The 23,390-nt window shown below is 70.2% G+C and carries 23 protein-coding genes and 1 tRNA gene; 9 read left to right on the top strand and 15 right to left on the bottom strand.

The features are described 5' to 3' along the window. Positions 1–237 precede the first annotated feature (237 nt). The gene (locus tag ABZ312_RS30240; RefSeq protein WP_500322543.1) at positions 238–2,505 is read left to right on the top strand and encodes a (Fe-S)-binding protein; all 2,268 of its coding nucleotides are present in this window, start codon (positions 238–240) and stop codon (positions 2,503–2,505) included. Between the two features lie 108 nt (positions 2,506–2,613). Here the strand turns inward: ABZ312_RS30240 and ABZ312_RS30245 are convergent, their stop codons facing one another. Then, on the bottom strand, positions 2,614–3,360 hold the full coding sequence (locus ABZ312_RS30245) for a thioredoxin domain-containing protein (protein ID WP_500439158.1): 747 nt from the start codon (positions 3,358–3,360) through the stop codon (positions 2,614–2,616). A gap of 263 nt (positions 3,361–3,623) precedes the next feature. Between ABZ312_RS30245 and ABZ312_RS30250 the strand changes: the two genes are divergently transcribed. The 5 genes from ABZ312_RS30250 to ABZ312_RS30270 all read left to right on the top strand — a co-directional run bounded on the left by ABZ312_RS30250 (position 3,624) and on the right by ABZ312_RS30270 (position 10,661). Beyond that, positions 3,624–5,105, top strand: coding sequence for an FG-GAP-like repeat-containing protein (locus ABZ312_RS30250; RefSeq protein WP_500439159.1), 1,482 nt, complete (start codon positions 3,624–3,626; stop codon positions 5,103–5,105). A 199-nt stretch (positions 5,106–5,304) separates the two neighbouring features. Then, a complete protein-coding gene (locus ABZ312_RS30255) occupies positions 5,305–6,771 on the top strand; it encodes an FG-GAP and VCBS repeat-containing protein (RefSeq protein WP_500322539.1) in 1,467 nt (488 codons plus the stop codon). Between the two features lie 63 nt (positions 6,772–6,834). Next, positions 6,835–8,271: an FG-GAP-like repeat-containing protein gene (locus ABZ312_RS30260; RefSeq protein ID WP_500439160.1), complete on the top strand. Its 1,437-nt coding sequence runs from the start codon at positions 6,835–6,837 to the stop codon at positions 8,269–8,271. A 130-nt stretch (positions 8,272–8,401) separates the two neighbouring features. Beyond that, the gene (locus tag ABZ312_RS30265) at positions 8,402–9,265 is read left to right on the top strand and encodes a Yip1 family protein (protein ID WP_500322537.1); all 864 of its coding nucleotides are present in this window, start codon (positions 8,402–8,404) and stop codon (positions 9,263–9,265) included. A gap of 718 nt (positions 9,266–9,983) precedes the next feature. After that, positions 9,984–10,661, top strand: coding sequence for an SMI1/KNR4 family protein (locus ABZ312_RS30270; protein ID WP_500439161.1), 678 nt, complete (start codon positions 9,984–9,986; stop codon positions 10,659–10,661). Between the two features lie 52 nt (positions 10,662–10,713). On the opposite strand, the gene ABZ312_RS30275 is transcribed toward ABZ312_RS30270, so the two are convergent. Both ABZ312_RS30275 and dcd read right to left on the bottom strand, forming a co-directional pair. Beyond that, positions 10,714–11,214, bottom strand: a complete 501-nt coding sequence (locus ABZ312_RS30275) for a phosphoribosyltransferase (protein ID WP_500322533.1) — start codon at positions 11,212–11,214, stop codon at positions 10,714–10,716. A 4-nt stretch (positions 11,215–11,218) separates the two neighbouring features. Next, positions 11,219–11,794, bottom strand: coding sequence for a dCTP deaminase (gene dcd / locus ABZ312_RS30280; RefSeq protein ID WP_499512697.1), 576 nt, complete (start codon positions 11,792–11,794; stop codon positions 11,219–11,221). Positions 11,795–12,294: 500 nt separating this feature from the next. Here dcd and ABZ312_RS30285 point away from each other — a divergent pair. Next, a tRNA-Gly gene (locus tag ABZ312_RS30285) sits at positions 12,295–12,368 on the top strand. 51 nt (positions 12,369–12,419) lie between these two features. Here ABZ312_RS30285 and ABZ312_RS30290 read toward each other — a convergent pair. From ABZ312_RS30290 to ABZ312_RS30335, 10 genes are all read right to left on the bottom strand, one after another. Next, on the bottom strand, positions 12,420–13,568 hold the full coding sequence (locus tag ABZ312_RS30290) for a tyrosine-type recombinase/integrase (RefSeq protein ID WP_500439162.1): 1,149 nt from the start codon (positions 13,566–13,568) through the stop codon (positions 12,420–12,422). After that, positions 13,568–13,780, bottom strand: a complete 213-nt coding sequence (locus tag ABZ312_RS30295) for an excisionase family DNA-binding protein (RefSeq protein ID WP_406266440.1) — start codon at positions 13,778–13,780, stop codon at positions 13,568–13,570. The genes ABZ312_RS30290 and ABZ312_RS30295 overlap by 1 nt, the downstream gene beginning before the upstream one ends. Beyond that, positions 13,777–15,177, bottom strand: coding sequence for a replication initiator protein RepSA (repSA, locus tag ABZ312_RS30300; protein WP_500439163.1), 1,401 nt, complete (start codon positions 15,175–15,177; stop codon positions 13,777–13,779). Before repSA ends, ABZ312_RS30295 begins: the two co-directional genes overlap by 4 nt. Positions 15,178–15,182: 5 nt before the next feature. Then, positions 15,183–15,365, bottom strand: coding sequence for a hypothetical protein (locus tag ABZ312_RS30305; protein ID WP_500439164.1), 183 nt, complete (start codon positions 15,363–15,365; stop codon positions 15,183–15,185). A gap of 95 nt (positions 15,366–15,460) precedes the next feature. Continuing rightward, the gene (locus ABZ312_RS30310; RefSeq protein WP_500439165.1) at positions 15,461–15,730 is read right to left on the bottom strand and encodes a hypothetical protein; all 270 of its coding nucleotides are present in this window, start codon (positions 15,728–15,730) and stop codon (positions 15,461–15,463) included. A gap of 16 nt (positions 15,731–15,746) precedes the next feature. Next, positions 15,747–15,935: a mobile element transfer protein gene (locus ABZ312_RS30315; protein ID WP_018563363.1), complete on the bottom strand. Its 189-nt coding sequence runs from the start codon at positions 15,933–15,935 to the stop codon at positions 15,747–15,749. Positions 15,936–15,937: 2 nt separating this feature from the next. Then, positions 15,938–16,117, bottom strand: a complete 180-nt coding sequence (locus ABZ312_RS30320) for a hypothetical protein (RefSeq protein WP_500439166.1) — start codon at positions 16,115–16,117, stop codon at positions 15,938–15,940. Positions 16,118–16,133: 16 nt separating this feature from the next. Next, positions 16,134–16,793, bottom strand: a complete 660-nt coding sequence (locus ABZ312_RS30325) for a DUF2637 domain-containing protein (RefSeq protein WP_500439167.1) — start codon at positions 16,791–16,793, stop codon at positions 16,134–16,136. 83 nt (positions 16,794–16,876) lie between these two features. Next, positions 16,877–18,256: an FtsK/SpoIIIE domain-containing protein gene (locus tag ABZ312_RS30330; protein ID WP_500439168.1), complete on the bottom strand. Its 1,380-nt coding sequence runs from the start codon at positions 18,254–18,256 to the stop codon at positions 16,877–16,879. 3 nt (positions 18,257–18,259) lie between these two features. Beyond that, entirely contained in the window at positions 18,260–18,589 is a 330-nt protein-coding gene (locus ABZ312_RS30335) for an SCO3933 family regulatory protein (RefSeq protein WP_361002401.1), read from the bottom strand. Positions 18,590–18,767: 178 nt separating this feature from the next. Here ABZ312_RS30335 and ABZ312_RS30340 point away from each other — a divergent pair, with 178 nt between their 5' ends. After that, entirely contained in the window at positions 18,768–19,526 is a 759-nt protein-coding gene (locus tag ABZ312_RS30340; protein ID WP_500439169.1) for a GntR family transcriptional regulator, read from the top strand. Positions 19,527–19,578: 52 nt separating this feature from the next. Continuing rightward, complete coding sequence (locus ABZ312_RS30345; protein ID WP_500439170.1) at positions 19,579–20,043, top strand: hypothetical protein; 465 nt, start codon at positions 19,579–19,581, stop codon at positions 20,041–20,043. Positions 20,044–20,209: 166 nt separating this feature from the next. Here the strand turns inward: ABZ312_RS30345 and ABZ312_RS30350 are convergent, their stop codons facing one another. Together ABZ312_RS30350 and ABZ312_RS30355 are read right to left on the bottom strand one after the other, a co-directional pair. Further along, positions 20,210–21,985 carry an IS481 family transposase gene (locus tag ABZ312_RS30350; RefSeq protein WP_500361005.1) on the bottom strand — a complete coding sequence of 592 codons (1,776 nt, stop codon included), beginning with the start codon at positions 21,983–21,985 and terminating at the stop codon, positions 20,210–20,212. Positions 21,986–22,538: 553 nt separating this feature from the next. Continuing rightward, positions 22,539–23,390: tetratricopeptide repeat protein (locus tag ABZ312_RS30355; RefSeq protein WP_500439171.1), on the bottom strand; the 852-nt coding region annotated here is incomplete at its 5' end.

The raw sequence follows: 23,390 nt of genomic DNA on the forward strand, positions 1-23,390 counted from the left end.
GACTCAACTTATGGGTCAGCCCTCCGCGCACGGACGGCCACGACCAGCGACCGCGCGGCCGCCGGACCGCCCCGGCGTCAAGGGAAGGCACGCCTCAGCGACACAGATCACCGGCGGCACGGCTGCGCACGTGCGCCGATACTGGGTAGTCTCAGGAGAACCGAATAAGTTACTGCTTAGTAGGCAGCCGGGCGTCAGCCCCGAGCCTCCGCTCTCGCAGGTCCGAGGAGCCCCCTCATGCAACTCGCCGCGATCATCGTGTCGCTGGTACTCGCCGTGGTCGGCGTTGCGCTGTTCAGCCGCGCCATCGCCCAGATCTACCGGTTCGTACGACTGGGCCAGGACGTCCCCGCGGACACCCGTACGGACGACTGGCGCGCACGCACCGTCACGGTGGTCCGGGAGTTCCTCGGCCACACCCGGATGAACCGCTGGGGCGTCGTCGGCGTCGCCCACTGGTTCGTCGCCGTCGGCTTCTTCTCCCTCGTGCTCACCCTGGTGAACGCCTTCGGCCAGCTCTTCCAGGCCGACTGGATGCTGCCGGTCATCGGCCACTGGCTGCCGTACGAGGTGTTCGTCGAGTTCATCGGCCTGATGACCACGCTCGGCATCCTCACGCTCATCGTGGTCCGCCAGCTGTCCCGGCCGGGCCGGGCGGGCCGCAAGTCCCGCTTCGCGGGCTCCAACACCGGCCAGGCCTACTTCGTCGAGTCCGTCATCCTCATCATCGGCCTCGCGATCATGACGCTGCGCGGCCTGGAGGGCGCCCTGGCGGAGGTGCACGGCTACGAGGCCGCCTACTTCGCCTCGTACCCGCTGGTCGCGGCCTTCAAGGGGCTGAGCGTCGGCACGCTGCAGAACCTGGTCTACCTGACCGCGATGATCAAGATCGGGACCTCCTTCATCTGGATGATCACGGTCGCCCTCAAGACCGACATGGGCGTCGCCTGGCACCGCTTCCTGGCCTTCCCGAACATCTGGTTCAAGCGGAACGCCGACGGCGCCGTGGCGCTCGGCGCCCTGCTGCCCATGGCCTCCGGCGGCAAGCCGATCGACTTCGAGGACCCGGGCGAGGACGACGTCTTCGGCGTCAGCCAGGTGGAGCAGTTCTCCTGGAAGGGCATCCTCGACTTCTCCACCTGCACCGAGTGCGGCCGCTGCCAGTCGCAGTGCCCCGCCTGGAACACCGGCAAGCCGCTCTCCCCGAAGCTGCTGATCATGTCGCTGCGCGACCACGCGCACGCCAAGGCGCCTTACCTGCTCGCCGGCGGCGGCAAGACCGTGGAGGGCGAGGAGAAGGCCTCCGAGGAGCAGCTCAAGGACGTCCCCGCGCCGGCCCTCGCGGAGGCCGAGCGCCCGCTGATCGGCACCGCCGAGGAGAACGGCGTCATCGACCCGGACGTCCTGTGGTCCTGCACCACCTGCGGCGCCTGCGTCGAGCAGTGCCCGGTGGACATCGAGCACATCGACCACATCGTCGACATGCGCCGCTACCAGGTCATGATCGAGTCCTCGTTCCCGTCCGAGGCGGGCACGATGCTCAAGAACCTGGAGAAGAAGGGCAACCCCTGGGGCCTGCCCAAGAAGCAGCGGCTCGCCTGGGTCAAGGAGGTCGACTTCGAGGTCCCCGTCGTGGGCGAGGACATCGAGGACCTCACCGAGGTGGAGTACCTGTACTGGGTCGGCTGCGCCGGCTCCCTGGAGGACCGCGCCAAGAAGACCACCAAGGCTTTCGCCGAGCTGCTGAACATCGCGGGCGTCAAGTTCGCGATCATGGGCGGCGAGGAGAACTGCACCGGTGACTCCGCCCGCCGCCTGGGCAACGAGTTCCTCTTCCAGCAGCTCGGCGCCGAGAACGTCGCCATGCTGAACATGGCCTTCGGCGAGGACGACGAGGACGAGTCGACCAGGAAGCCGAAGGCGCAGAAGAAGATCGTCGCCACCTGCCCGCACTGCTTCAACACCCTGGCGAACGAGTATCCGCAGCTCGGCGGCGAGTACGAGGTCATCCACCACACCCAGCTGCTGCAGCACCTGGTCGACGAGGGCAAGCTCGTCCCCGTCACCCCGGTCGAGGGCATCATCACCTACCACGACCCCTGCTACCTGGGCCGCCACAACAAGGTCTACACGCCGCCGCGCGAGATCATCGCCAAGGTGCCGGGCCTGCGGAACGAGGAGATGCACCGCCACAAGGAGCGCGGCTTCTGCTGCGGCGCCGGCGGCGCCCGCATGTGGATGGAGGAGCGGATCGGCAAGCGCATCAACAACGAGCGCGTGGACGAGGCGCTGTCCCTCAACCCCGACATCGTCTCCACCGCCTGCCCGTTCTGCCTGGTGATGCTCTCCGACTCCGTCAACGGCAGGAAGAACGAGGGCAAGGCCAAGGAGTCGCTGCAGGTCGTCGACGTCTCCCAGCTGCTGCTGGACTCGGTCAGGACCCCGCTCGACCCCGACGGCGAGCAGGAGACGGCGAGCGAGCCGCAGCCGGAGCCCGCGAAGTAGCACGTGGAGCAGGCCGGTCCGCGGACCGGCCTGGGAACGCCGGTGGGCGCGTACGGATCCCGTACGCGCCCACCGGCGTTCTTGCGCTCTTCCCGCTCCCCGGCGCCCTCAGCCGCCGATGCCGGACTGCCGCAGCAGCGCGGCGAAGGACGCGGGGTCGAACAGCTTCTGCAGGTCGGCCTGAGACACCGCCGTGCCGTCGATCTTCACGTACGGGGTGCCCGTGGCCCCGCTCTTGACGAAGGCCTCCTCGGAGGCGGTCACGAAGTCCCCGTACGACTGCTTGCGCACCGCCGTGTCGAAGGCCGCACCGCGCAGCCCCTCCACCCGTCCGGCGAGCTCCAGCAGGTACGCGTCGGTGAACCCGTCCACCTGCTCCTGCGGCTGGTTGGCGTAGAGCAGCTCGTGGTAGGTCGCGAAGGCCCCGGTACCCGCCTCGACGGACGCGCGCAGGGCGCCCGCGGCCTTCTTCGAGCCGCTGCCCTTGAGGTTCTCGTCCAGGAACGAGGCCAGGGTGTACTGCAGTTTGACCTCACCGGCCTTCGCCAGCGCCGCCAGCTGCGGCCCGGCGGCCGTCTCGAACGCCTTGCAGATCGGGCAGCGCGGGTCCTCGTAGATGTGGACGGTCTTCGGCGCCGCCGGGTCGCCCACCGTGATCGTCGTCCCGTCCGCCTCCAGACGGGCCGGCAGGGCGGCCAGCACCGCGGGGTCCGGCTTCACCGGCACGCCGCCCACGGCGGACGAGGCGGCGGGGGAGCTCGCCGCGGCCGGCGCGGCCGGCGAACCGGAGTCGGTCGTCAGCAGCCCGCACCCCGTCACCGCGAGGGTCAGCAACCCCGCGACCGCCGCGCCCACCGCGGCACTCGCTGAGGTGCGCGCTGAGGTGCGCGCGGTCCCGCGCGCGGCATTCCGTACGGCCCTGACAACCATCGGCACTTCCGTCCCTTCGGATCCGTTCCGCCCCGAACGGTAGGGCTTCACCGGGCCGTATGCCCAACCGCGCGACCGGCCCGCCGGCATCCCCCCGCGCGGGTGTTCGCCCCGAGTGCACCCGGACACAACCTTTCGTCCAACCGGCCCGTCACACAGGCACCTGTTCCGCACCGATGGGAGCCACCGTGCGCGTTCGCGTCCTCGCCCTCGCCCTCACCGCGACGGCAGCCTGCCTCGCCCTGCCCTCCCAGACGGCCGTGGCCGCCACGCCCGCCAAGCCGTACGACTTCAACGGCGACGGCTACCCCGACCTGGCGATCGGCGTGCCGGGAGGGACCGCGGGCGGCAAGACGGCCGCCGGGTACGTCGCCGTGGTCCCCGGGTCGGCCGCCGGCCCCCGCACCTCCGCCCGCCGCACCGTGAGCCAGTCCACCGCGGGCATCCCCGGTTCCTCCGAGACCGGCGACCGGTTCGGGGCCCGCCTGGCCAGCGGCGACCTCGACAGGAACGGGTACGCGGACCTGATCGTCGTCGCACCGGGCGAGAACGCGTCCGCCCTGGAGGACACCGGCCGCATCACCATCCTGTGGGGCGGCTCCTCCGGCTTCACGCGCGGCACGTCCCTGCCCGGCTCGGGCGCCTACAAGGGCACGGGCTTCGCCGGCCTGGCCGCGGCGGAGGTCAACGGCGACGGGCGGCTCGACATCGTCACCGGCAACCGGGGCGACGAGAGCGGGGGCCTCTCCGTCGCCCTCGGCCCGTTCGCCCCCGGCCGGGCACCGGCCGCCCTCACCACCGTCACCGACGACGGCATCCCGCACTTCGTCGGGCGCATCCGCCTCGCGGTCGGCGACATCGACGGCGACGGCAGGACGGACGCGGCCGTGGCGTACAACGGCCTCGACGGCGGCGGCACCGCCTATCTGCGCGGCACCGAGGCCGGCCTCGTCCGGGCGCCGTCCTGGTACGGCGAGACCACGGGCGAGGCACTGGCGGTCGGCGACTTCGACGGGGACGGCCGCGCGGACGTCGCCGTCGGCGGCGCGGGCTTCGGCATCCACGACACCGAGGAGCCGTGGGTGCCCGAGCACCCGCTGCCCACCCGTGCCGGCGGCATCGTGCGCGTCCTGTACGGCAGCGCCCAGGGCCCGGCCGCCACACGGCCCCCGGTGGACCTCGCCCAGGACACGGTGGGCGTACCCGGCAGCGACGAGGCCGGCGACCGCTTCGGGGCGGCCCTGGCGGCGGCGGACCTCACCGGTGACGGCCGCGCGGACCTCGCGGTCGGGGTGCCCGGCGAGGACGTCGGCACGGTGGCCGACGCGGGCAGCGTCACCGTCCTGCCCGGCTCCCCCTCCGGCCTGACCGCCACCGGGGCCCGGGCCCTCCACCAGGACTCGGCGGGCGTGCCCGGGGGTAACGAGCGCGGCGACGGCTTCGGCGGCACCTCCGGATGCGGGCTCCTGCTGCGCGACCTGAACCGCGACGGCCGCGCCGACCTCTCCGTCGCCGCCCCCGGCGAGGACGCGAACAGCGGCCGCGTGTGGACCTTCCGCGGCACCGCCTCCGGCATCACCGCCACCGGTTCGGCCACCTTCACCGCGGCCGCTCTCGGGCTGCCCCGGCCGACCGGCGGCCTGGCCTTCGGGGCGACGCTCTGTTCCTGAAGCCGGTGCGCGGCGCGGACGTCCCACAGGTCACTCGAAAAGATTTGCGCCTCTCACGCAACCGTTTGGGGTGGTCGCGGGTCTGAGTTGTGCCAACCGCGTCCGCCATCCGGCTGAACACCGGGTGAACGGGCGCGGCGGCCCCTCCACAGACTGCGGATGCCCACGGGCATCCCCGCATGCACAGGAGTACACCCGCATGCACAAGCGCACCCGGGTCGCCCTCGCGGCGACCGCAGCCGCCGCGCTCACCAGCGGCCTCCTCGCCCTCGCGGCGAGCCCCGCCTCCGCCACCGGCACCGGCCACAAGGCGGACTTCAACGGCGACGGCTACGCCGACGTCGCCTTCTCCGCCGGCAACGCCTACGTGAGCGGCCTGAAGGGCGCCGGCCAGGTCGTCGCCCTCTACGGCTCCTCCAACGGCCTCACCGCCGCCCGGCGCAGCGTCATCAGCCAGAACACCTCCGGCGTCCCCGGCGGTGCCGAGAAGGGCGACGGCTTCGGCTGGATGACCGCCGTCGGCGACTTCAACAGCGACGGCTTCAGCGACCTGGCCGTCGCCGCCGCCTCCGAGGACCTCGGCAGCGACGTCGACGGCGGCATGGTCACCATCCTGTGGGGCTCCTCCAAGGGCCTCACCGGGGGCACCACCCTCGCCGACCCCGCGCCCAGCAGCCACGACCGCTGGGGCCGCTCCCTCGCGGCCGCCGACTTCGACGGCGACGGCAAGGACGACCTCGCGGTCGGCTCCTCCGCCAGCACCGTCTACGTCTACAAGGGCGGCATCACCAAGAGCGGCACCTCCGGCGGCCGCTACACGGTCAAGCCCCCGATCCAGTCCGGCGGCGACACCGGACCGCTCAACCTCACCGCGGGCGAGGTCAACGGCGACGGCATGAGCGACCTGATCGTCGACGGCTACGAGACCACCAGCGACTACGGCTGGAACGCCAACTACTACCTCCCCGGCTCCGCCTCCGGCCTCGTCGCCTCGCGCGCCGTCAAGCTCCAGGGCGGCGTCATCACCGGCATCGGCGACGTCAACGGCGACGGCCACGGCGACATCGTCATCGGCGTCAGCTGGGACCCGGGCACGGGCGGCGAGCCCAGCGTCCCCGGCGCCGTCAAGGGCGGCACCGTCAAGGTCGTCTACGGCACCGCCACCGGCCCCGGCAGCGCCACGTCCATCACCCAGGACAGCGGCAACATCCCTGGCGGCTCCGAGCAGGGCGACGCCTTCGGCAGCGAGCTCCACCTCGGCGACGTCAACGGCGACGGCTTCCAGGACCTCGCCGTCGGTTCCGCGGGCGAGGACCTGAACGGGGTCGTCGACGCCGGCTCGGTCACCCTCCTGTACGGCTCGCCGACCGGGCTCAACACCACGGCCGGCTACCAGTACTTCACGCAGAACACCGCGGGCGTGCCGGGCTCGGACGAGAAGTACGACCAGTTCGGCGGCGAGCTCCACCTCGACGACGTCAACGGCGACGGCAAGGCCGACCTGACCGTCACCACCTACGGCGAGAACGGCGGCAACGGCGCCGTCACCGCCCTGCGCTCCGACGGCACCAAGATCAGCATCAGCGGGGCGCTGTCGATCGCCCCCAGCACCGTGGGCGTCTCCACCTCCGGAAGCCCCCTGTTCGGCGCCAACTTCGGCAACTGACCCACCACCGGCGGCCACCTCCCGCCAGGGAGGCGGCCGCCCGGCACGAAGGAACCCCCACTCATGCACCACCCCCGCCTCGCCGCGGCCGCCGCGCTCCTGCTCGCCGGCGGTCTCGTCCCCCTCACCGCCGGCGCGCCCCAGGCGTACGCCGCCCCCGCCCGGTACTCCGACGACTTCAACGGCGACGGCTACCGCGACGTCGTCGCCGCCGCGGGCCAGGCCCACGTCGGCGGCCACGCGGGCGCCGGGGCCGTCGTCGTCGTGTACGGCTCCGCCAAGGGCCTGTCCGCCGGCCGGCGGACCGTCGTCACCCAGAACTCCGCCGGCGTCCCGGGCACGGCCGAGAAGGGCGACGCCTTCGGGGACTCGGTGGCATCCGGCGACCTCAACGGCGACGGTTACGCCGACCTCGTCGTCGGCAGCCCCGGGGAGGACGTCGGCAGCGACACCGACGCAGGCTCCGTGACCGTCGTCTGGGGCAGCCGCTCCGGCCTGTCCGGGGCCACCACGGTCGCCGACCCGGCGCCCACGGCCCACGACCGCTTCGGGTGGTCGCTCGCCGTCGCGGACTTCAGCGGCGACGGCAAGCCCGACCTGGCGGTGTCCGGCAAGGGCACCGACGTCTGGGTCCTGAAGGGCGGCTTCTCCAAGGCATCCACGGCCACGGCCCGCTACGCGCTGAAGGTCCCGCTCAAGAAGGACGGCTACCTGCCCATCACCCTGACCTCCGGAGACCTGGACGGGGACCATGTCGCCGACCTCGTCGTCCACGGCATCGGCACCACGACCGCACAGCCCACCGTGGTCACCTACCGCGGTGCAGCCTCCGGGCTCGGCCATCCCGTCACCCTGGCCGGCGGGGACGCCTTCGGGCGGCCCGTGGCCACCGGCGACCTCAACGGCGACGGCCGCGACGACCTCGTCGTCGGCGACCCCGGCAACATCAACGACGCCTTCGGCGGCGGCGCGGTCCACATCCACCTCGGCGGCCCGGAGGGCGTCTCCGTACAGCCCTCCCAGACCCTCACCCAGGCCACTCCGGGGATACCGGGCGAGGACGAGTACGGGGACGCCTTCGGGGAGTCCGTGGCCACCGGCGACGTCGACGGCGACGGACGCGCCGACCTGGTCGTCGGCGTCAGCGACGAGACGATCGGCAAGGTCACCGCGGCCGGCGCCGCCCTCGTCCTGCGCGGAGCGCCGGGCGGGGTCATGACCTCGGGCGCGCTCTCGCTCAACCAGGGCACCCCCGGCGTCCCCGGCTCCAGTGAGGCCGTCGACCGCTTCGGCTGGACCGTCCTCCTCAAGGACGTCGACGGCGACCGGCACGCCGACCTCACCGTCGCCGCCCCCGGCAAGAACACGGGCAACGGCGCCCTGTGGCAGCTGCGCGGCACCTCCGGCGGCATCAGCACCTCCACGGTGGGCACCTTCAGCCCCACCGCCCTCGGCGTCTCCACCAGCGGCGCCCCCAACCTGGGCGACATCCTGGGCTGATCCGGGGTCGGTCCGGGCCGCCCGCACGGGCCGCCCGCGCGGGCCTGGAATCTGTCACAGCTTGGCAGCAATGCCCCTCCGGGGGCGGGGGGCACCGCCCTCCGCCCCCGTGAACGGGTACGTTCGAGGCGTGGCTGGATTCAGGAACGGACGCGGACGGGACGGGGACGTGCAGCACCCGCATCAGCAGTACGGCGGCTACCCGCAGCAGAACACCTCGCCGGGCGGGCAGCAGCCCCACCACGGCTTCACACCGGCCGCCGAGGGTGAGCCCGAGTACTTCGGCGGCTCCGCGGCGCCGGCGCCCTCGTACGACAACAACCCCGGGCACACCCGCGCCTTCTCCATCGGCGACGCGCCCGACGCCTACGACCCCTACGAAGCGCAGTCCCCGCAGCACCCGGACCAGGTGTCCACCTACCGCGCGGGCCACACCATGGCGCCCCCGGCCGGCCCCCGGCTCGGCTGGAAGCAGCTGCTGAGCGGGATCGTCATGCGCCCGTCCGCCACCTTCTGGCAGATGCGCGACTACCAGGTGTGGGGCCCCGCCCTGATCGTCACCTTCCTCTACGGGCTGCTCGCCGTCTTCGGCTTCGACACCGCCCGCGAGGACGTGCTCGACGCCACCCTGTCCAACAGCGTCCCCTGGGTGGTGTGCACGGCCATCGCCGTCATCCTCTGCGGCCTGATGCTCGGCGCCGTCACCAACGCCCTCGCCCGCCAGCTCGGCGGCGACGGCGCCTGGGCGCCCACCATCGGCCTGGCGATGCTCGTCACCTCGCTGACCGACGCCCCGCGCCTGGTCTTCGCCGTCTTCCTGGGCAGCGCCAACAGCTTCGTCCAGTTCCTCGGCTGGGCCACCTGGATCGGCTGCGCCGCCCTGCTGACCTCCATGGTCTCCAAGTCCCACGACCTCCCGTGGCCCAAGGCCCTGGGCGCGGCGTCGATCCAGCTGATCGCGCTGCTGGTGCTCTTCAAGCTCCCGGTGATCTGAGGCCCGCCCGCCACCCCGGCACGGGGAACCGGAACCACGGGTAAGGGGCGCCACTCCAGGAGTGGCGCCCCTTACGCGTAAGCGTGGAAGTCACAGTGCACACCGCCCCAGTCGTGGAACGCGTCCCTGCCCGGGTCGGCCAGGCGGTGGCAGCCGGTCCCGGGGCCGATCACGCGGTACACCCGCTCCTCGAGCACAGCTTCCGGGGACGCGGGGACCCTGTCGTACCGGGCGACCCGGCCCCGAAGCGTCCGGATCGCGTCAGCGGGGGCCACCGGTCGGTAGGCGTCCGGGCCGATGCGTTCGAGCCGGTACGAGCCGTGGCGCGTGCCGTCCGGCTCGACGTCGCCTCCCCCGCGTAGTCGTAGCGGAACTGCTCGTGGGCGATCAGCGCCCCGGCAACTCCCGGTCACCCGCCCCGGGCGGGAAACGGAACGCCTTGTGGGAGACCCAGCGGAACGCGTGCCCGCCGGCGTCCTGGAACGCGTGGTCCCGGAAGTTCACGAAGGACCCGGCCACGAAGTGCAGGTGCGGCGCGGCATGGATCAGAGCGCATCCCTCGACGGGGTGATCGGCTCTCCCGCCCCGCGCACCGGAGGCAGGACGCTCCAGGGGAAGTTGCCCTCGTGAGGGTTGTGCAGTGCAACGGCCTTGCCCCGACTATCCGGCCGTCGAACTCCTCGCATCCAGGGGCTGTCGCGCGCCACAGGGACACGGCATGATCGACGGCTCGGAACGGTCCGAGGCACCACCTTCTCAGCTCCCCTCACCCGCCGACGAGGTCACGATGAACGAACACCTGCGCGCAGTCATCGACATGCTCGGCCCGCCCGAGGACCGCTTCGCCGACCCCTCTGCATGGCTCCGCCTCGAGACCGAGCTCGGCCTGGCGCTCCCCTCCGACTACAAGAAGATCATCGACTCCTACGCCCCCGTCATCGTAAACGCGCATCTCTATCTCAACCATCCTGCAACCGAGTGGTGGAATCTGAGCCAATGGATGCGGGAGACCATCACGGCCTTCACCGACGTCGACTGGGACGGCCTGGACCTCGATCCCGACGAGGACCCGCGGGAGCTGTTCGGGCTCCCTGAGCTGACCTTCGGGACCATGGCCGGGCTGTGGCCGATCGCGTCCACGGATCGCGGGGAGTACGTGTTCCTGGTACGCGGGCCAGGCGAAGAGGACGAACGGCTCATCGTCGTCGACGGGGACCTCTGGTGGGCGGAGCACCGAGTGTCGTTCGCGGAGTGGCTCCACCGCTATCTCATCGGCGAGGACATGACGGGCCCCAACAGCTCTGCGTTCTACCCCGGCCCTGTCCGGCTGGAGCATCTGCCCATGGCTCCCGACGAACGCCCCAGACCCTGGTTCGGCCCCGACCGAGGCATGTGAGGGCTACGGCATCAGCTCAGATGTAAATGCCCACTGCCCTTGCTGTCGCCGGTCAGGCGTCGAAGACCTGTCCCGCCCGACGGACCACGGGCCCATCGACGCTCCAGGGGAAGTTGATCCAGTCCTCGGTGCGCCGCCAGACGTAGTCGCACTTCACGAGCGAGTGCGACTTCTCGTAGATCACCGCGCTGCGCACCTCGGCGACGTGGTCGGCGCAGAAGTCGCGGACGAGCTTGAGCGTCTTGCCCGTGTCGGCGACGTCGTCCGCGATCAGCACCTTCTTGTCGGAGAAGTCGATCGCGTTCGGCACCGGGGCCAGCATCACCGGCATCTCCAGCGTCGTCCCGACCCCGGTGTAGAACTCGACGTTCACCAGGTGGATGTTCTTGCAGTCGAGCGCGTACGCGAGCCCGCCCGCCACGAACACCCCGCCGCGGGCGATCGACAGCACGAGGTCCGGCTCGAAGCCGTCGTCGGCGATCGTCTGCGCCAGGTCCCGCACCGCCTGCCCGAAGGCCTCGTACGTCAGGTTCTCCCGCGCCGGCCCGCTCATGCGCTCAGACCTTCGTCCGGTGGAAGTTGAGGTAGGAACGCGACGGCGTCGGCCCCCGCTGCCCCTGGTACCGCGAGCCGTACTTGTCCGAGCCGTACGGGAACTCCGCCGACGAGGTCAGGCGGAAGAGGCACAGCTGCCCGATCTTCATGCCCGGCCAGAGCTTGATCGGCAGGGTGGCAACGTTCGACAGCTCCAGCGTCACGTGCCCCGAGAAACCGGGGTCGATGAAGCCCGCCGTCGAGTGCGTCAGCAGCCCCAGCCGGCCGAGGCTCGACTTGCCCTCCAGGCGCGAGGCGATGTCGTCCGGCAGGGAGATCACCTCGTACGTCGAGGCCAGCACGAACTCCCCGGGGTGGAGGATGAACGCGTCGTCCCCCTCCGGCTCCACCAGCCGCGTCAGGTCCGGCTGCTCGACGGCCGGGTCGATGTGCGGGTACCGGTGGTTCTCGAACACCCGGAAGAAGCGGTCCAGCCGGACGTCGATGCTCGACGGCTGCACCATCGACGGCTCGTACGGGTCGATCCCGACCCGCCCGTTGTCGATCTCGGTCCGGATGTCCTTGTCAGAGAGAAGCACGCAAGCAGGTTACGCGGGGACCGGGCTCCGGGCCGAATCGAGCCGACCCGGCCCGGAGCCCCCGCGTCACGTCCGACCTGCGTGTCCGGACCTGCGCGGCTACTTGCCGCTGTCAGCCGCCACGGGGACGGCGCTCCGCAGCCGCGCACACCGCGGACACCTGATCAAGCGCCCGGGGCCGAGCCTTCCGGCGCCCAGGTTCTGCATCGGGAACGTGGCGGTGCTGAAAACGTGCCCTTCGGCACAACGAACGACGGTGCGATCCATCGCTCCCCTTCTCCCCGGTACCTCAACGACGAAAGCCACATTAGGGGATGAACCCACCCCCGCCTCACGCGGCACTCCGCCCACTCAGGCACCCCGGGTCCCCCTCACCGTACGCCTCCCGCGCCTCCCCACGCACGCCATTCCGGAGGCAACACGAAGGCCCCGGAGGTATGCGTCCGGGGCCGGGCATGGGGTACAGTGTGCGAGGTCAGATGCCTCAACAGGTGTCTTACGCGGGTGTAGTTTAATGGTAGAACATGAGCTTCCCAAGCTCAGAGCGCGGGTTCGATTCCCGTCACCCGCTCCAGCAGAAAGCCCCAGGCACACAGCCCGGGGCTTCTTTGTTGTCTGGACCTCTCTAGGCGTCGCGCACCAGATCCGCACCAGATGCCCTCGCACGCTCCGCACGCACCCGCGCGTCGAGAGCCGCGGCGACCTCCCGCTGCCGCTCCAAGGTCGAGTGCTGATAGATCAGCGCAGCTCGCTCCGAGGACTGGCCCGCCCGGACCATCGTGTCCTTGAGCGTGGCGCCCGATTGAGTGGCGAGGGTGTGGCCAGTGTGCCGCAGATCGTAGAAGCGGAAGTTCTCCGGAAGCCCGACCTCAGCGCGGGCCCGCCGCCACTTGCGGCCGAAGGAGGAGCGACGGAAGGGCGCGCCCCGTTCGCCCACGAACAGCAGGCCGTTCGGCTCCTTCTCGGCGAACCACTTGAGATGCCGTTCAAGGTCCTTGCGCATGAACGGTGGCAGGACGATGAACCGCTTCCCCGCTTCGGACTTGGTGGGGCCCTCCGCACGCTTGCCCGTCGTCAGCTCCGGCGCAGCCCGTCGGACCCACACGCCCACGGCATCCAGGTCGACGTCCAGGCGTCGAAGGCCGGCCTGTTCCTCCGGACGAGCCGGACCGTAAGCGGCGATGTAGACCATCAGCCGCCACCGCGGTCCCATGGCTTCCGCGAGCGCGTCAACCTGTTCCACGGTTGCGGTCGGGCGCTCCGGTGCCGACTCCTTGCCCGCGCCTCGAATGCGACACGGATTGCGGCGGATCAGTTCGTCCTCGACGGCCGTCTCGAGAATCGCCTTAAGCAGCCGATATGCCTTGGCGATAGTCGTTGCCGCTCCACTGGTCGACAGGCGCTCTGCCCGCCAGGTGCGGATACGAGGTGAGGTCATCTCGTCCAGGTCCCAGGTGCGGAACGTCGGCAGGATGTGCAGCCTCAACAGCCGTCGATACAGCTCTTCGGTGGTCGCCGATAGGTCGCGCTCGGCGATCCACTGGAGGGCGTACTCCTCGAAGTTGACCGCTCCGGCATTCGGGTCCTGCCAGTCCCCCCGCGTCAGATCAGCCTCGACCTGTGACAGCCAGATCTCGGCATCCCGCCTGGTGGCAAAGGTCTCCGGCGACCGGTACTCCTGCCCGTCAGGCCCTAGATAACCAGCTGTCCAACGGCCGGACCGGTACTGCCTAACCGACCCGAACCGGCGACGAGATCCTTTCTTGTTACCCATCAGGCAGCCCTCCCCCGGCGGGGAAGACGCCGGCGAATCGGCTCCACCGTGTTGCCCGCGATGTAGGCAGACAGGGCGCTATCTGCGATCCGTACGTGACGCCCCACCTTCACGAAGGCGATGCGGCGTTCGGCGATGAGCCGACGAGGGAAACGCGTGGTCGTGCCGAGCCGTTCGGCGGCTTGTTCAACGGTCAGCAGAACGTCGCTCACAGCAGGTCTCCTTCCGTGGCGCGGAGGTCTTGCAGGGCTTCGCGGGCGGTTTCGCGGTTGAGCTGGAGATCCCGGGCAATCGACGCGGCGAGGACGGATTCGCCGGGGGTGTGGCCGTGGCCGGCGTAGGCCCAGTGGGCGAGGACAAGCGTGGTGGCTTCCGGGGAGTCGTCGGGGTCGGGCAGGCCGAGGGCTTCGCGTTGCTGGGCGGCGCGGTAGTCGGCGCGGACCTGCCGCAGGGCGCCGAGGGTGGTGGAGTAGCGGCGGGATTTCGTGGAGAAGTGGCCACGGAAGCCGAGCATGTGGGCCCAGTCGAGGAGCTTGCGGTCCGGGTAGAGCTTGTGGAGGTCGAAGCAGGCTTCAATCAGCCGCCGAGGGTGGGGCGGGACGCCGAGGAGTACGAGGGCTTCGCGGTTGCCCACCCGCCGGTCGACGGTGCCGGTGGTCTCTGCGGCTTTGGTGGCGTACTTGGCCACGTACGAGGCCACCCCCTGCTCGGTCAGCTCCCCATCCGTGCCAGCGTCGGCAGAGCGGATGGGCTGCACGTCGAGCTGGGCACCCCAGGTCAGGGTGCGGGCGGGCTGGTCGCCGGCAGCGGGGACGGGCACCGCAACGCGGCGGGCGGCGGCACCGATAGCGTCGGTGAGCAGGTCGAGAGTCGCCCAGGGCGGGGGCGGGGTGTCAGGTCCGTCTGGGCCGTCGAAGCGGACGATGGCGTGGAAGTGGACGGCGCCGCGGCGCTGGTACTCGGCGACCTTGCCGAAGGAGACCCGGCACTGTTCGCGAGCGGCTTTCTGCGTGAGGCCGACGCGGGCGGCGATCTCGCGGCGCAGGTAGATGGTGAAGTACCGCCACAGTTCCGAGGCGTGGTTGTTCCACAGCACCGCACCCGCGTAGTCGTAGCTCTCGGGGTCCAGGGGCGTGCCTAACGCGGTGTCGTCCTCACCGTGGCGGAGCCCGCAGCGGCAGGGGGCGGTGCCGGGGCGGTTGTGAACGGGGCCGAACGAGGGGGCGGTGAGGGTGGCGAACACCTTCGGGTGCACGCGCACTGTCTCGGGGGTTCCTTTGGTGGGGTCTCCGACGAGGCCAGCGCGGATGAGGTGGTAGGTGTCGCCGGCGTAGGTCCAGGCGCAGGCCGGGCAGCGGGAGGCGCGGCGGTTGCCACACGCAACGCGGAGCCGTCCGCCGGGCTCGGTGTCGGTCGAGTACGTGTGGAGGACCGTGCCGGTGGCCCGGTCGAGGGTCTTGGTGTAGCCGGTCAGGTGAATCGGGTCGGAGCAGCCGCCGGTGCGGCGGATCTGGTCTTGCCAGCGGTCGAAGCCGGGAGACCCGGCCACCCGCAGCAGATCACGCAGGGTGGCCGGGTCCAGGCCCGCCGCGGTGGCGGTGTCGGTCAAGTCGCTCACCTCCCGGTCCGGGCGAGAACCGGGGCGGAGAGGGTGTGGCCGGTGCCCTTACAGGCGGGGCAGGCGACGCGGAGGGTGGCGCGGGTGGCGTCCGGCAGGCGGGTGCCGGTGGTGATGGCGACGACGGGGAAGCCGTCGCAGTCGCGGCAGACCGGCCGGCTCAGAGCGTGCTGGGGCATGATGTGGCAGTCCTTTCGGGTCCGTTGGGTCTGAGAGGGAGCAGGGCGTCCGGGGCGGTCGATGCTTGGCGGCTGAGTGCCGCCCCGGGGGCCCGTTATCGCTTGCGCGCGAGGTGGAGCGAGACGCTGGCCCCGCCCACGGTGGGGATGGCCGCAGCAGCGGCAGCGGCGATCGTCTGGAAGGCGAAGGCCAGGACCACGAGCACCAGGGCAGTGCCGGCACTCACGGTGAGGGTGAGCAGGATCTTCCCGGCGTAGGAGGCCGGCGGGGCCTGTATGACCACGACCTGTCCGGGGTGGACGCCAGGCGGGATCAGCTGGGAGGGGCGGTGGTTGGCCCTCAGCTGCGCGTCGGGGTAGCGCATGGTGGTTCATCTCCTTTCAGGGCTGGCAGCGGTGGGTGCGGGCGGCGAGTTCGGCGCCGGAGCGGTCGCGGTAGTCGGTGGAGAAGCCGCAGCCAGGCGCGGTGCAGGCGGCGGTGTGGCGGGTGTGTCCGCGGCCGTCGTGGTAGGTGCCGACCTTGACGGGGCCGATGCGGATCACGTTGAAGAAGCGGTTCGGACGCGGCATGGTCAGTCCTCCTGCCGGGTGAAGTCGTCGGCGTGGTCGGTGAGCCACTGCCGGATCTCGGGGTGTTCGTCGTCGGTGGCTTGGTTGATCGCGGCTTCGCCCATGCGCATGCCGTCGACCAGGCGGTTATTCCGGGTGAGTTCGGCGGAGCGTTCCAGGGCGGCGCGGATCTGCGGACGCATTGCGGTGTCCTCCTTCTCAGGTGAGTTGGGCGGCGAGCACGTCCGCCAGGGCCGCCGGGACGCCCAGGCGGGTCCGCAGGGTCGCGGCGTCGATCGGTGAGCCAGTGGCGGCGTGGTGGGTGTCGGCGACCTTCCGAGCGTGCGCCAACAGCGCAGGCGGCACGGACGGCGAGGACACCGGTTGAGGAGCAGGCCCGGGGAGTTCCGGCGCGGGGTCGCAGGCGCGTTCGACCGTGACGTGCGGGGACGGCTCGGGAGCCGGGGCAGCTTCGGACGCCGGAGTCGGTTCAGCGGCCGGTGCGGGTGTTGGGGTGTGGGCGAGGAGGGTGCCGCCGAGGAAAGCCAGGGCGGGCCATCCGGCGACGAGGATGCGCAGCCAGGCCGGGACGGCGTTCATGTCGAGGAGTCCGGCGGTGGCGATGTTGGCGCCCAGGGACGCGGTCAGGGCGATCACGAACCAGGTCCAGGCGGCGCGGGCCGGACGGTCAGCGGCGCGCAGGATGCGCATGCGGCGCCAGGCGGCGACCAGCAGCAGGTCGACGGAGATGGGGTAGGCCCAGGCTTTCCAGTCGTGCTGGCCGGCAGCTTCAGCGATGTCGTGCAGGTGGGCGAAGGACAGCGCACCGGCGATCACGGCCTGAATGAGCACCGGGTCAAAGCGGTTGGGGCGGGCCACGGGGGTCACCTCCTTTCAGGGATGGGCGGGGTAGGGACCTGGCGCGAAGCGGCCGCGCCGACCGTGGGACAAGGGATGCGGGACTACTCGGTGACCGGGCGTGGCCGGGTCAGCGCTGGTGCGTCAGCCGGAGCAGGCAGAGCCGGGTTGTCCGGCCGGAACGGGGCCAGGGCGGGAAGGTCGGGGACCAGGTCGGCGTGCGCCCGACAGACCGCGGCGGTGTCGGTGATCGAGGTCAGCGGGGTGCGGATGTGGGTCCAGCCGCCGGAGGCGTCACCCGCGACAGCGACGCCGGGGCGGTCGGCGGCGATGGCGGTTGCGGCGTGCATGGCTTCGGGTGAGATGTCCCCGAGGCCCATTTCGGCGGTCTGCTTGTCGTTGACGCGGTGGACGACACGGCCGGTGAGCTGTGCGCGGAGCATGGTGGCGCCCTTGCCGAGTTCGGCCCCGAAGCGCTGGCCGCAGATCTCCAGGTAGATGCCGACCGCGCGGGCCATCTGCGCCAGCCGGATCAACTGGGTAACCATGCGGTCCCGGCGTTCCTCATCCTTCTTCGTCGCCGTCAAGAACAGCTCGGCGACCTCATCCACCAGGACCACGACCGGCACCGGCCGCACCTTCTTCGGCAGGCCCCAGATGTCGGAGGTGATCTCCCCGTTCGGCGTCGACAACGCGGTGCCCTGGTAGTGCTTGAGGAGATCGAAGCGTGCCTCCATCTCCCCCACGAGGGCGTCCAGGAGGCCGGCCGCCTGTTCCGGGTCGGTGGCCAGGGCCGACAGGCGCGGCGCATACGGGGTCTGTTCCACCCCGCGCTTGCAGTCGATCCCCACCAGGGCCACCGGGAGCTTGGCGAGTTGCTTGATCAGGTTGCGCTGATACACCGACTTGCCCGACTGATTCGCCCCCAAGGTCAGGGCGTGCGGGATCTCCCGGTAGTTCCGGGCGAACGCGGTCCCGTCCTCCCGCAACGCCACCGGCACCACCATCGGCCCAGACGGCAGGCGACGCGGCATGCGCACGGTGCGGAGGACGTCGTAGCCGGTCATCCGCAGCTCGACCACGCCGGGCTTGATCTCCACCACGTGGACGGCGTGGACGCCCCAGGCGTGCCGCAGCCGATTGGAGGCGGCGGCGACGTCGTCGGGTTCCAGGCCGGCGGGGATGCGGAGGCGGACGCGTAAGCTGGTGGCGGACCCGGCGACCCGGCGGATCTTCGGGGGGACCGGCTGAACCTCGCGGCGACCGACGGTGCGGACCATGAACGCCCGCAGCCGGGACGGGGCCACCGTCAGGCCGCACACGTCCATGGTGGAGGCGTAGGTGAAGTGGAACCGGCCCATCGTGATTGGCAGGCCCACCAGCGACCAGTACACGCCCGGCGCCTTCACCTTCGCATAGCCCAGGCCACCAGCAGCCCCCGCCAGTGGGGTGCCGATCTCGATCAGCGTCGCCAGATCCACCATGGCTCAGGCCACCGCCGTGACGGCCACCGCGCGGAAGGAGATCCCGTGTCGGGTCTGGCCGTTGAACGTGTTCTCCCAGTCCCGGGCCCGCAGCCCGATCACCGACACCGCAGTGCCCGGCGTCAGCGTCTCGTCCACCCCGGTCGCGGGCACGGCCACCTGGTAGAGGTTGCCCTCACCCTCGTCCGAGATCAGCAGACCGATGGTCATCATCTGCGCACCGGTCTCCCGGTCGATCGCCACCTCACCGGTCTGCTTGTTCACCAGCTTCGGGGTAGGCGCGGTCGCAACGAACGTCACCGCGGTCGAAACGTCGATCTTGAAGGACGGCATGAAGCGTCTCCCTGTTCGTGAGGCTGCTCCGGACGAGCAGCCTGTCTAGAGATGTCTCCAGTGAAGCCAACATCTCTATACACGTCAACGTCTCTATACATGTTGGCCGGATCCGTCTCGAAGGGGGCGCCTGACCGCCTAGCCGCTAAGCTGTCTAGAGAGGAAGGAGGGATCGCTCATGACCACCGAGGGCACCGACCGCCGCCCCAAGTACCAGCGGATCGCCGGCACGTTGAAGGACGCCATCCGGGCAGGTGAGTACGGCCCTGGTGACCGCCTGCCAGGCGAAAACGAGCTCATGACCGTCCACGGCGTGGCCCGCATGACGGCACGGCAGGCCCTGAGCGTCCTGCAGAACGAAGGCATCGCCGAGTCCCGAAAGGGAGCAGGCGTCTTCGTACGCGACTTTCGGCCACTGCGACGCCGCGGCATCCAGCGCCTAGCACAGGAGCAATGGGGATCAGGCCGCTCAATCTGGTCCGCCGACATCGGCGACCGCGAACTGGTGGTGGACCAGGTCGCCGTCACCGAGGAGCCCGCTCCGGAACACATCGCCGGTGTACTCGACGTGCCAGCGGGCGAAGCGGTGTGCGTCCGCAGCCGCCGCTTCGTACTCGACGGGAAGCCCGTCCTTCTGTCGACCTCGTACCTGCCGGCCGCCCTCGTGGCGGGGTCAGCCATCACCCAGGAAGACACCGGGCCCGGCGGCACCTACGCCCGCCTTGCCGAACTCGGCTACAAGCCCGTGCACTTCCGTGAAGAGATCCGCAGCCGGATGCCGTCCCAAGACGAGGCAACCCGACTCGGACTGTCTATGGGCATGCCGGTCATCCTGATCTGCCGCACCGCGTTCGCCGACGAGGGACGCCCGGTTGAGGTCAACGAGATGACCCTGGACTCTGCCGCCTACATCCTCGAATACGACTTCGACGCGTAGGCCCTGCGGCCGAGGCTGGTCGTACCAGGCGATCGAGATGACTGAAGGGGCAATGGCAACACTCGTAGAAGACGTACACGCCCATGCCGAGTGGATGGCCCGGGCGCTCACACAATCCCGCTACCGTGCCGACTTCACCATGGGCAGCCTTCGTGAAGTGGAACGCTTCTTTGAAGAGCACAGCGAAGACGGAACCCCAACAGACGGCGGTCTACTTGCCCAGGAGACTGGACAGCGCCTCTTCGCCCTGGGCGCGTACGTGGGTGAAACACTTCGACGCGAACTCGGAGGGACGTGGCAAGCCGATGATGACGACCCCGACGGCGAGATCAACATCCAGCTGTGCCTGAACAACGGCAGCGTCATCTGGCCTGTCCAGCGCGTCATCAAACGCTTCCGCAACGGGGCCGAAGACAACATCGCTGTCTACGCCGCGCTCCTTGGAGGACCTGTCGGACCCGAGGGCATGGCCCTGCCGACCAAAACCCCACGGCGACGCTGGTTCCGTCATCGTTGACGAGCTGCTGGGAATGAGCGAGATCGCCTTCGATCGAGCGCCAGGACCAGTTCGGCTCGTATCTCGGGCGAAGCCTGAGGTCTGACCTAGACGATCTTTCTTGCAGCAGTGTCGGGTCTCGGTTGAGGCTTGACGTTTTGGCGTCGGGTGACGCTTGACGTTTGGGCTAGACGATTTTTCGTTTGTTGTACTCCCCGGATTTGCGGACGACTACTCCTTTGGTGGTGGTGCGGGGGACGGTGGTGATCAGGTCGTTGCCGTGGAAGACCTGGATGACGGTGTCGTCGAGGTGGGCGGTGACGACCTGGCGGGCCCAGGTGCGGCCGACTTGGACGCGTTGGCCTGCGATGACGAAGCCGCCGTTGCTGGAGACGATCCGTTCGGCGGTCTGCGGTGCCGGCGGTGGGACGGTCGGTGGGGGGCCTGCGGGCCGGGCTCCGCGCAGTCGACCGCAAGCCGTCGCTGGCAGGGGGCAGGGCAGTGCGGCCAGCAGGGTCCGGTGCTCGTTCAGGACCTGCATGACGGTGCCGTCGAGCCGGAGGGTGACGCGTTGTCCGGCGAAGGCCCAGCCGATGTTGACCTTGTCGCCGCCCAGGCCGACGTAGCCGACCGGGTTGACGGTGCGGTCCACCTCCACTGCTGCAGTGGTGGCCGGGCCCGGATCCTGCGTCCATGGGCCGGCGGGCCGGGCATCGCCGCAGGCCAGCAAGGTCCGCAGGTCCCGGCCGGACAACTTGGTGGGCAGGGTCTTGTGCCGGGTGCCGTCGATCAGGACGTGCAGCCGGCTCACGTCGATCCGCAAGGTCACCGCGGTGCCCGCAAGCGCCGGGCCGAACCAGATCTGCTGACCGCACAAACCCAGGTTGCCCGACCGGGGCACGACCCGGTCGACTTCGACGGCACCGACCTCGCCCTCGGCAAGGGGCCATGACCGCGACTCCGGAGGCGGCCCGGAACGCTGCTTCGGCACCACCGCGGACGGTTCGCCGGGCGTCGCTTCCAGGCTGGGTGGCAGCTTCACCGGCAGCGCGGCAGGCTCCGCCCTGGTGAACCGGCTGACTGGTGGCTGCATGTCCAGGGACTGATGCGGACGGGCGGTGTTGTAGTCGACCAGCCATGCGTCGATCGCCGCCTGCGCGGCGGCAACATCGGTGAACCGGTCGCAGTCGTCGAGGAGTTCACGCCGCAGGGTCTGATGGAACCGCTCGATCTTCCCGGTGGTTGTCGGTGACTTCGGTTTGGTCAGGCGGTGCTTGATCCCGTTCTCCCGGCAGATCCGGTCGAATAACACCTCGCCTGGCTTGCCCGAGCCGAACCGGGCCGTGAACTGCTTGCCGTTGTCGGTCAGCACCTCCTCCGGGACCCCGAACCGCAGCAGGGCCTCCCCGAAGGCCAGGCAGACTGCTCGCCCGGTCGCCCGCGGCACGACTTTCGCGATCACCACGAACCGCGAGTGGTCATCGATGCCGGTGACCACCTTGCACTCCGCCCCGCCGGCCAGCAGGACACCGCCGACGATGTCCAGCTGCCACAGCTCCATCGCCACCGACCGCTCCCACCTGCGGTAATCCGACCTCTGGCGCTTCCGCAACCCGGGTTCGACCAGGCCGTTTCGGACCAGCACCCGATAGACCGTCGCCCGCGACGGCACCGGTGTGATCCGTTTGCGTTCCAGTTCGTGCACCAGCCGGCGCGGGCCCCAGCCCGGATGCGCCCGCCGCAGGTCACACACCAACGCTTCCACCGCGGACGGGATCCGGTGCGGACACGACGCCGGACGGTGCGATCGATCCGCCAACCCCGAAAGGCCGGTCTGCTCGTACTTGCGCACCCAGGCATGCACTGACTGCCGCGAGACCCCATAACGGGCCGCGACCTCGACCACTGGGGCGCCCGCAGCCACCTCCATGACTGCGTGATACCGCTGCTCGACCACGCTCAACTCCACCAGCACGGCCCCGGCCCTCCCCGCACGCGCGAATCAGACGCACACAGCCAAACCGAGGCAAGCGGTGTCAAGCATCAGGTGAAGCCACACTGTCAACCATCAACCGAGACAGGACACTCAGCCGCGCGAGCTGAGCTGTTACAGATTTCTCTACCTCATCAAGGCACCCGGCGTCGCTCACGCTCCGCCGGGCGCGCGGCCGACGTCCGGCCGCGCCCACGCTCCTGCCTCCGTCCCGCTCGGCACGGCCGTCCGCCGCCGCGCGCCCACAAAGGTAGGCCGAGGGCATGAGGTCAGAACCGCGGTGGCTGGGGCGGCCGGCGCTCCGATGCTTTAGGCAGCCACCATGGGGCGAGCCTCGAAGATCGGGGCCCACATCGGGCTATTGCGGGCAGGCAAGGAGCCAGCCCGATTCGCGGCCAGCGTACGGGCCCCGATCCCTCGCCCCATGGCAGCTCCAGCCCAAAGCCTCTCCGCGCAGGCCTTGTAGTGCCCAGCACTACGAGCGAGTGGAAACCGTTCATGCCAAGACTCCGGATGAGTCTCGTTACGTTCCTTTATCAGCTCGTGCTTGTGCTTCCGCCGCTTCTGCAAGTGCGCCAGCTTGTTCATACACGGCTGCGGCGCGCAACCACACGGCTCGGACCTCCGCAGCAGAGGCACCTGCCTTGGCTACCGTGTAGGCAAGTTCCCCCAGTGCCTCGCCGCTACGAAAAGCATCCTTTTCATCGGCCAGCATTGCGGCAGCGCGCTCGCTAGCTGCCAATGCCTCTTCGAATCGCCGCACCTCCCGAAGGGCAGCACCGAGGTTGTTCCAGGCGGTGGCTTCCGCGTGGGTGTCGCCTAGTTCGTGATAGAGGTCGCGGGCCGTCTCATGAGCAGCAACGGCCTCTTCGAATCGCCGTACGGCCTGTAGAGCAGCACCGAAGTTGTTCCAGGCGCTGGCTTCCGCGTGGGTGTCGCCTAGCTCGTGATAGAGGTCGCGGGCCGTCTCATGAGCAGCAATGGCCTCCTCGAACTGCCGCACCTCCCGAAGAGCGATCCCAAGGTTGTCCCAGGCGCCGGCTTTCCCGTGGGTGTCGCCCAGCTCGTGATAGAGGTCGCGGGCCGTCTCATGAGCAGCAACGGCCTCTTCGAATCGCCGTACGGCCTGTAGAGCAGCACCGAGGTTGTTCCAGGCGCTGGCTTCCGCGTGGGTGTCGCCTAGCTCGTGGTGCAGGTCGCGGGCCGTCTCATGAGCAGCAATGGCCTCCTCGAACTGCCGCACCTCCCGAAGAGCAGCACCGAGGTTGTTCCAAGCGCCGGCTTCCGCGTGGGTGTCGCCTAGCTCGTGGTGCAGGTCGCGGGCCGTCTCATGAGCAGCAATGGCCTCCTCGAACCGCCGCACCTCCCGAAGAGC

It is taken from the genome of Streptomyces sp. NPDC006207, from assembly GCF_040613835.1.
Classification (GTDB): domain Bacteria; phylum Actinomycetota; class Actinomycetes; order Streptomycetales; family Streptomycetaceae; genus Actinacidiphila.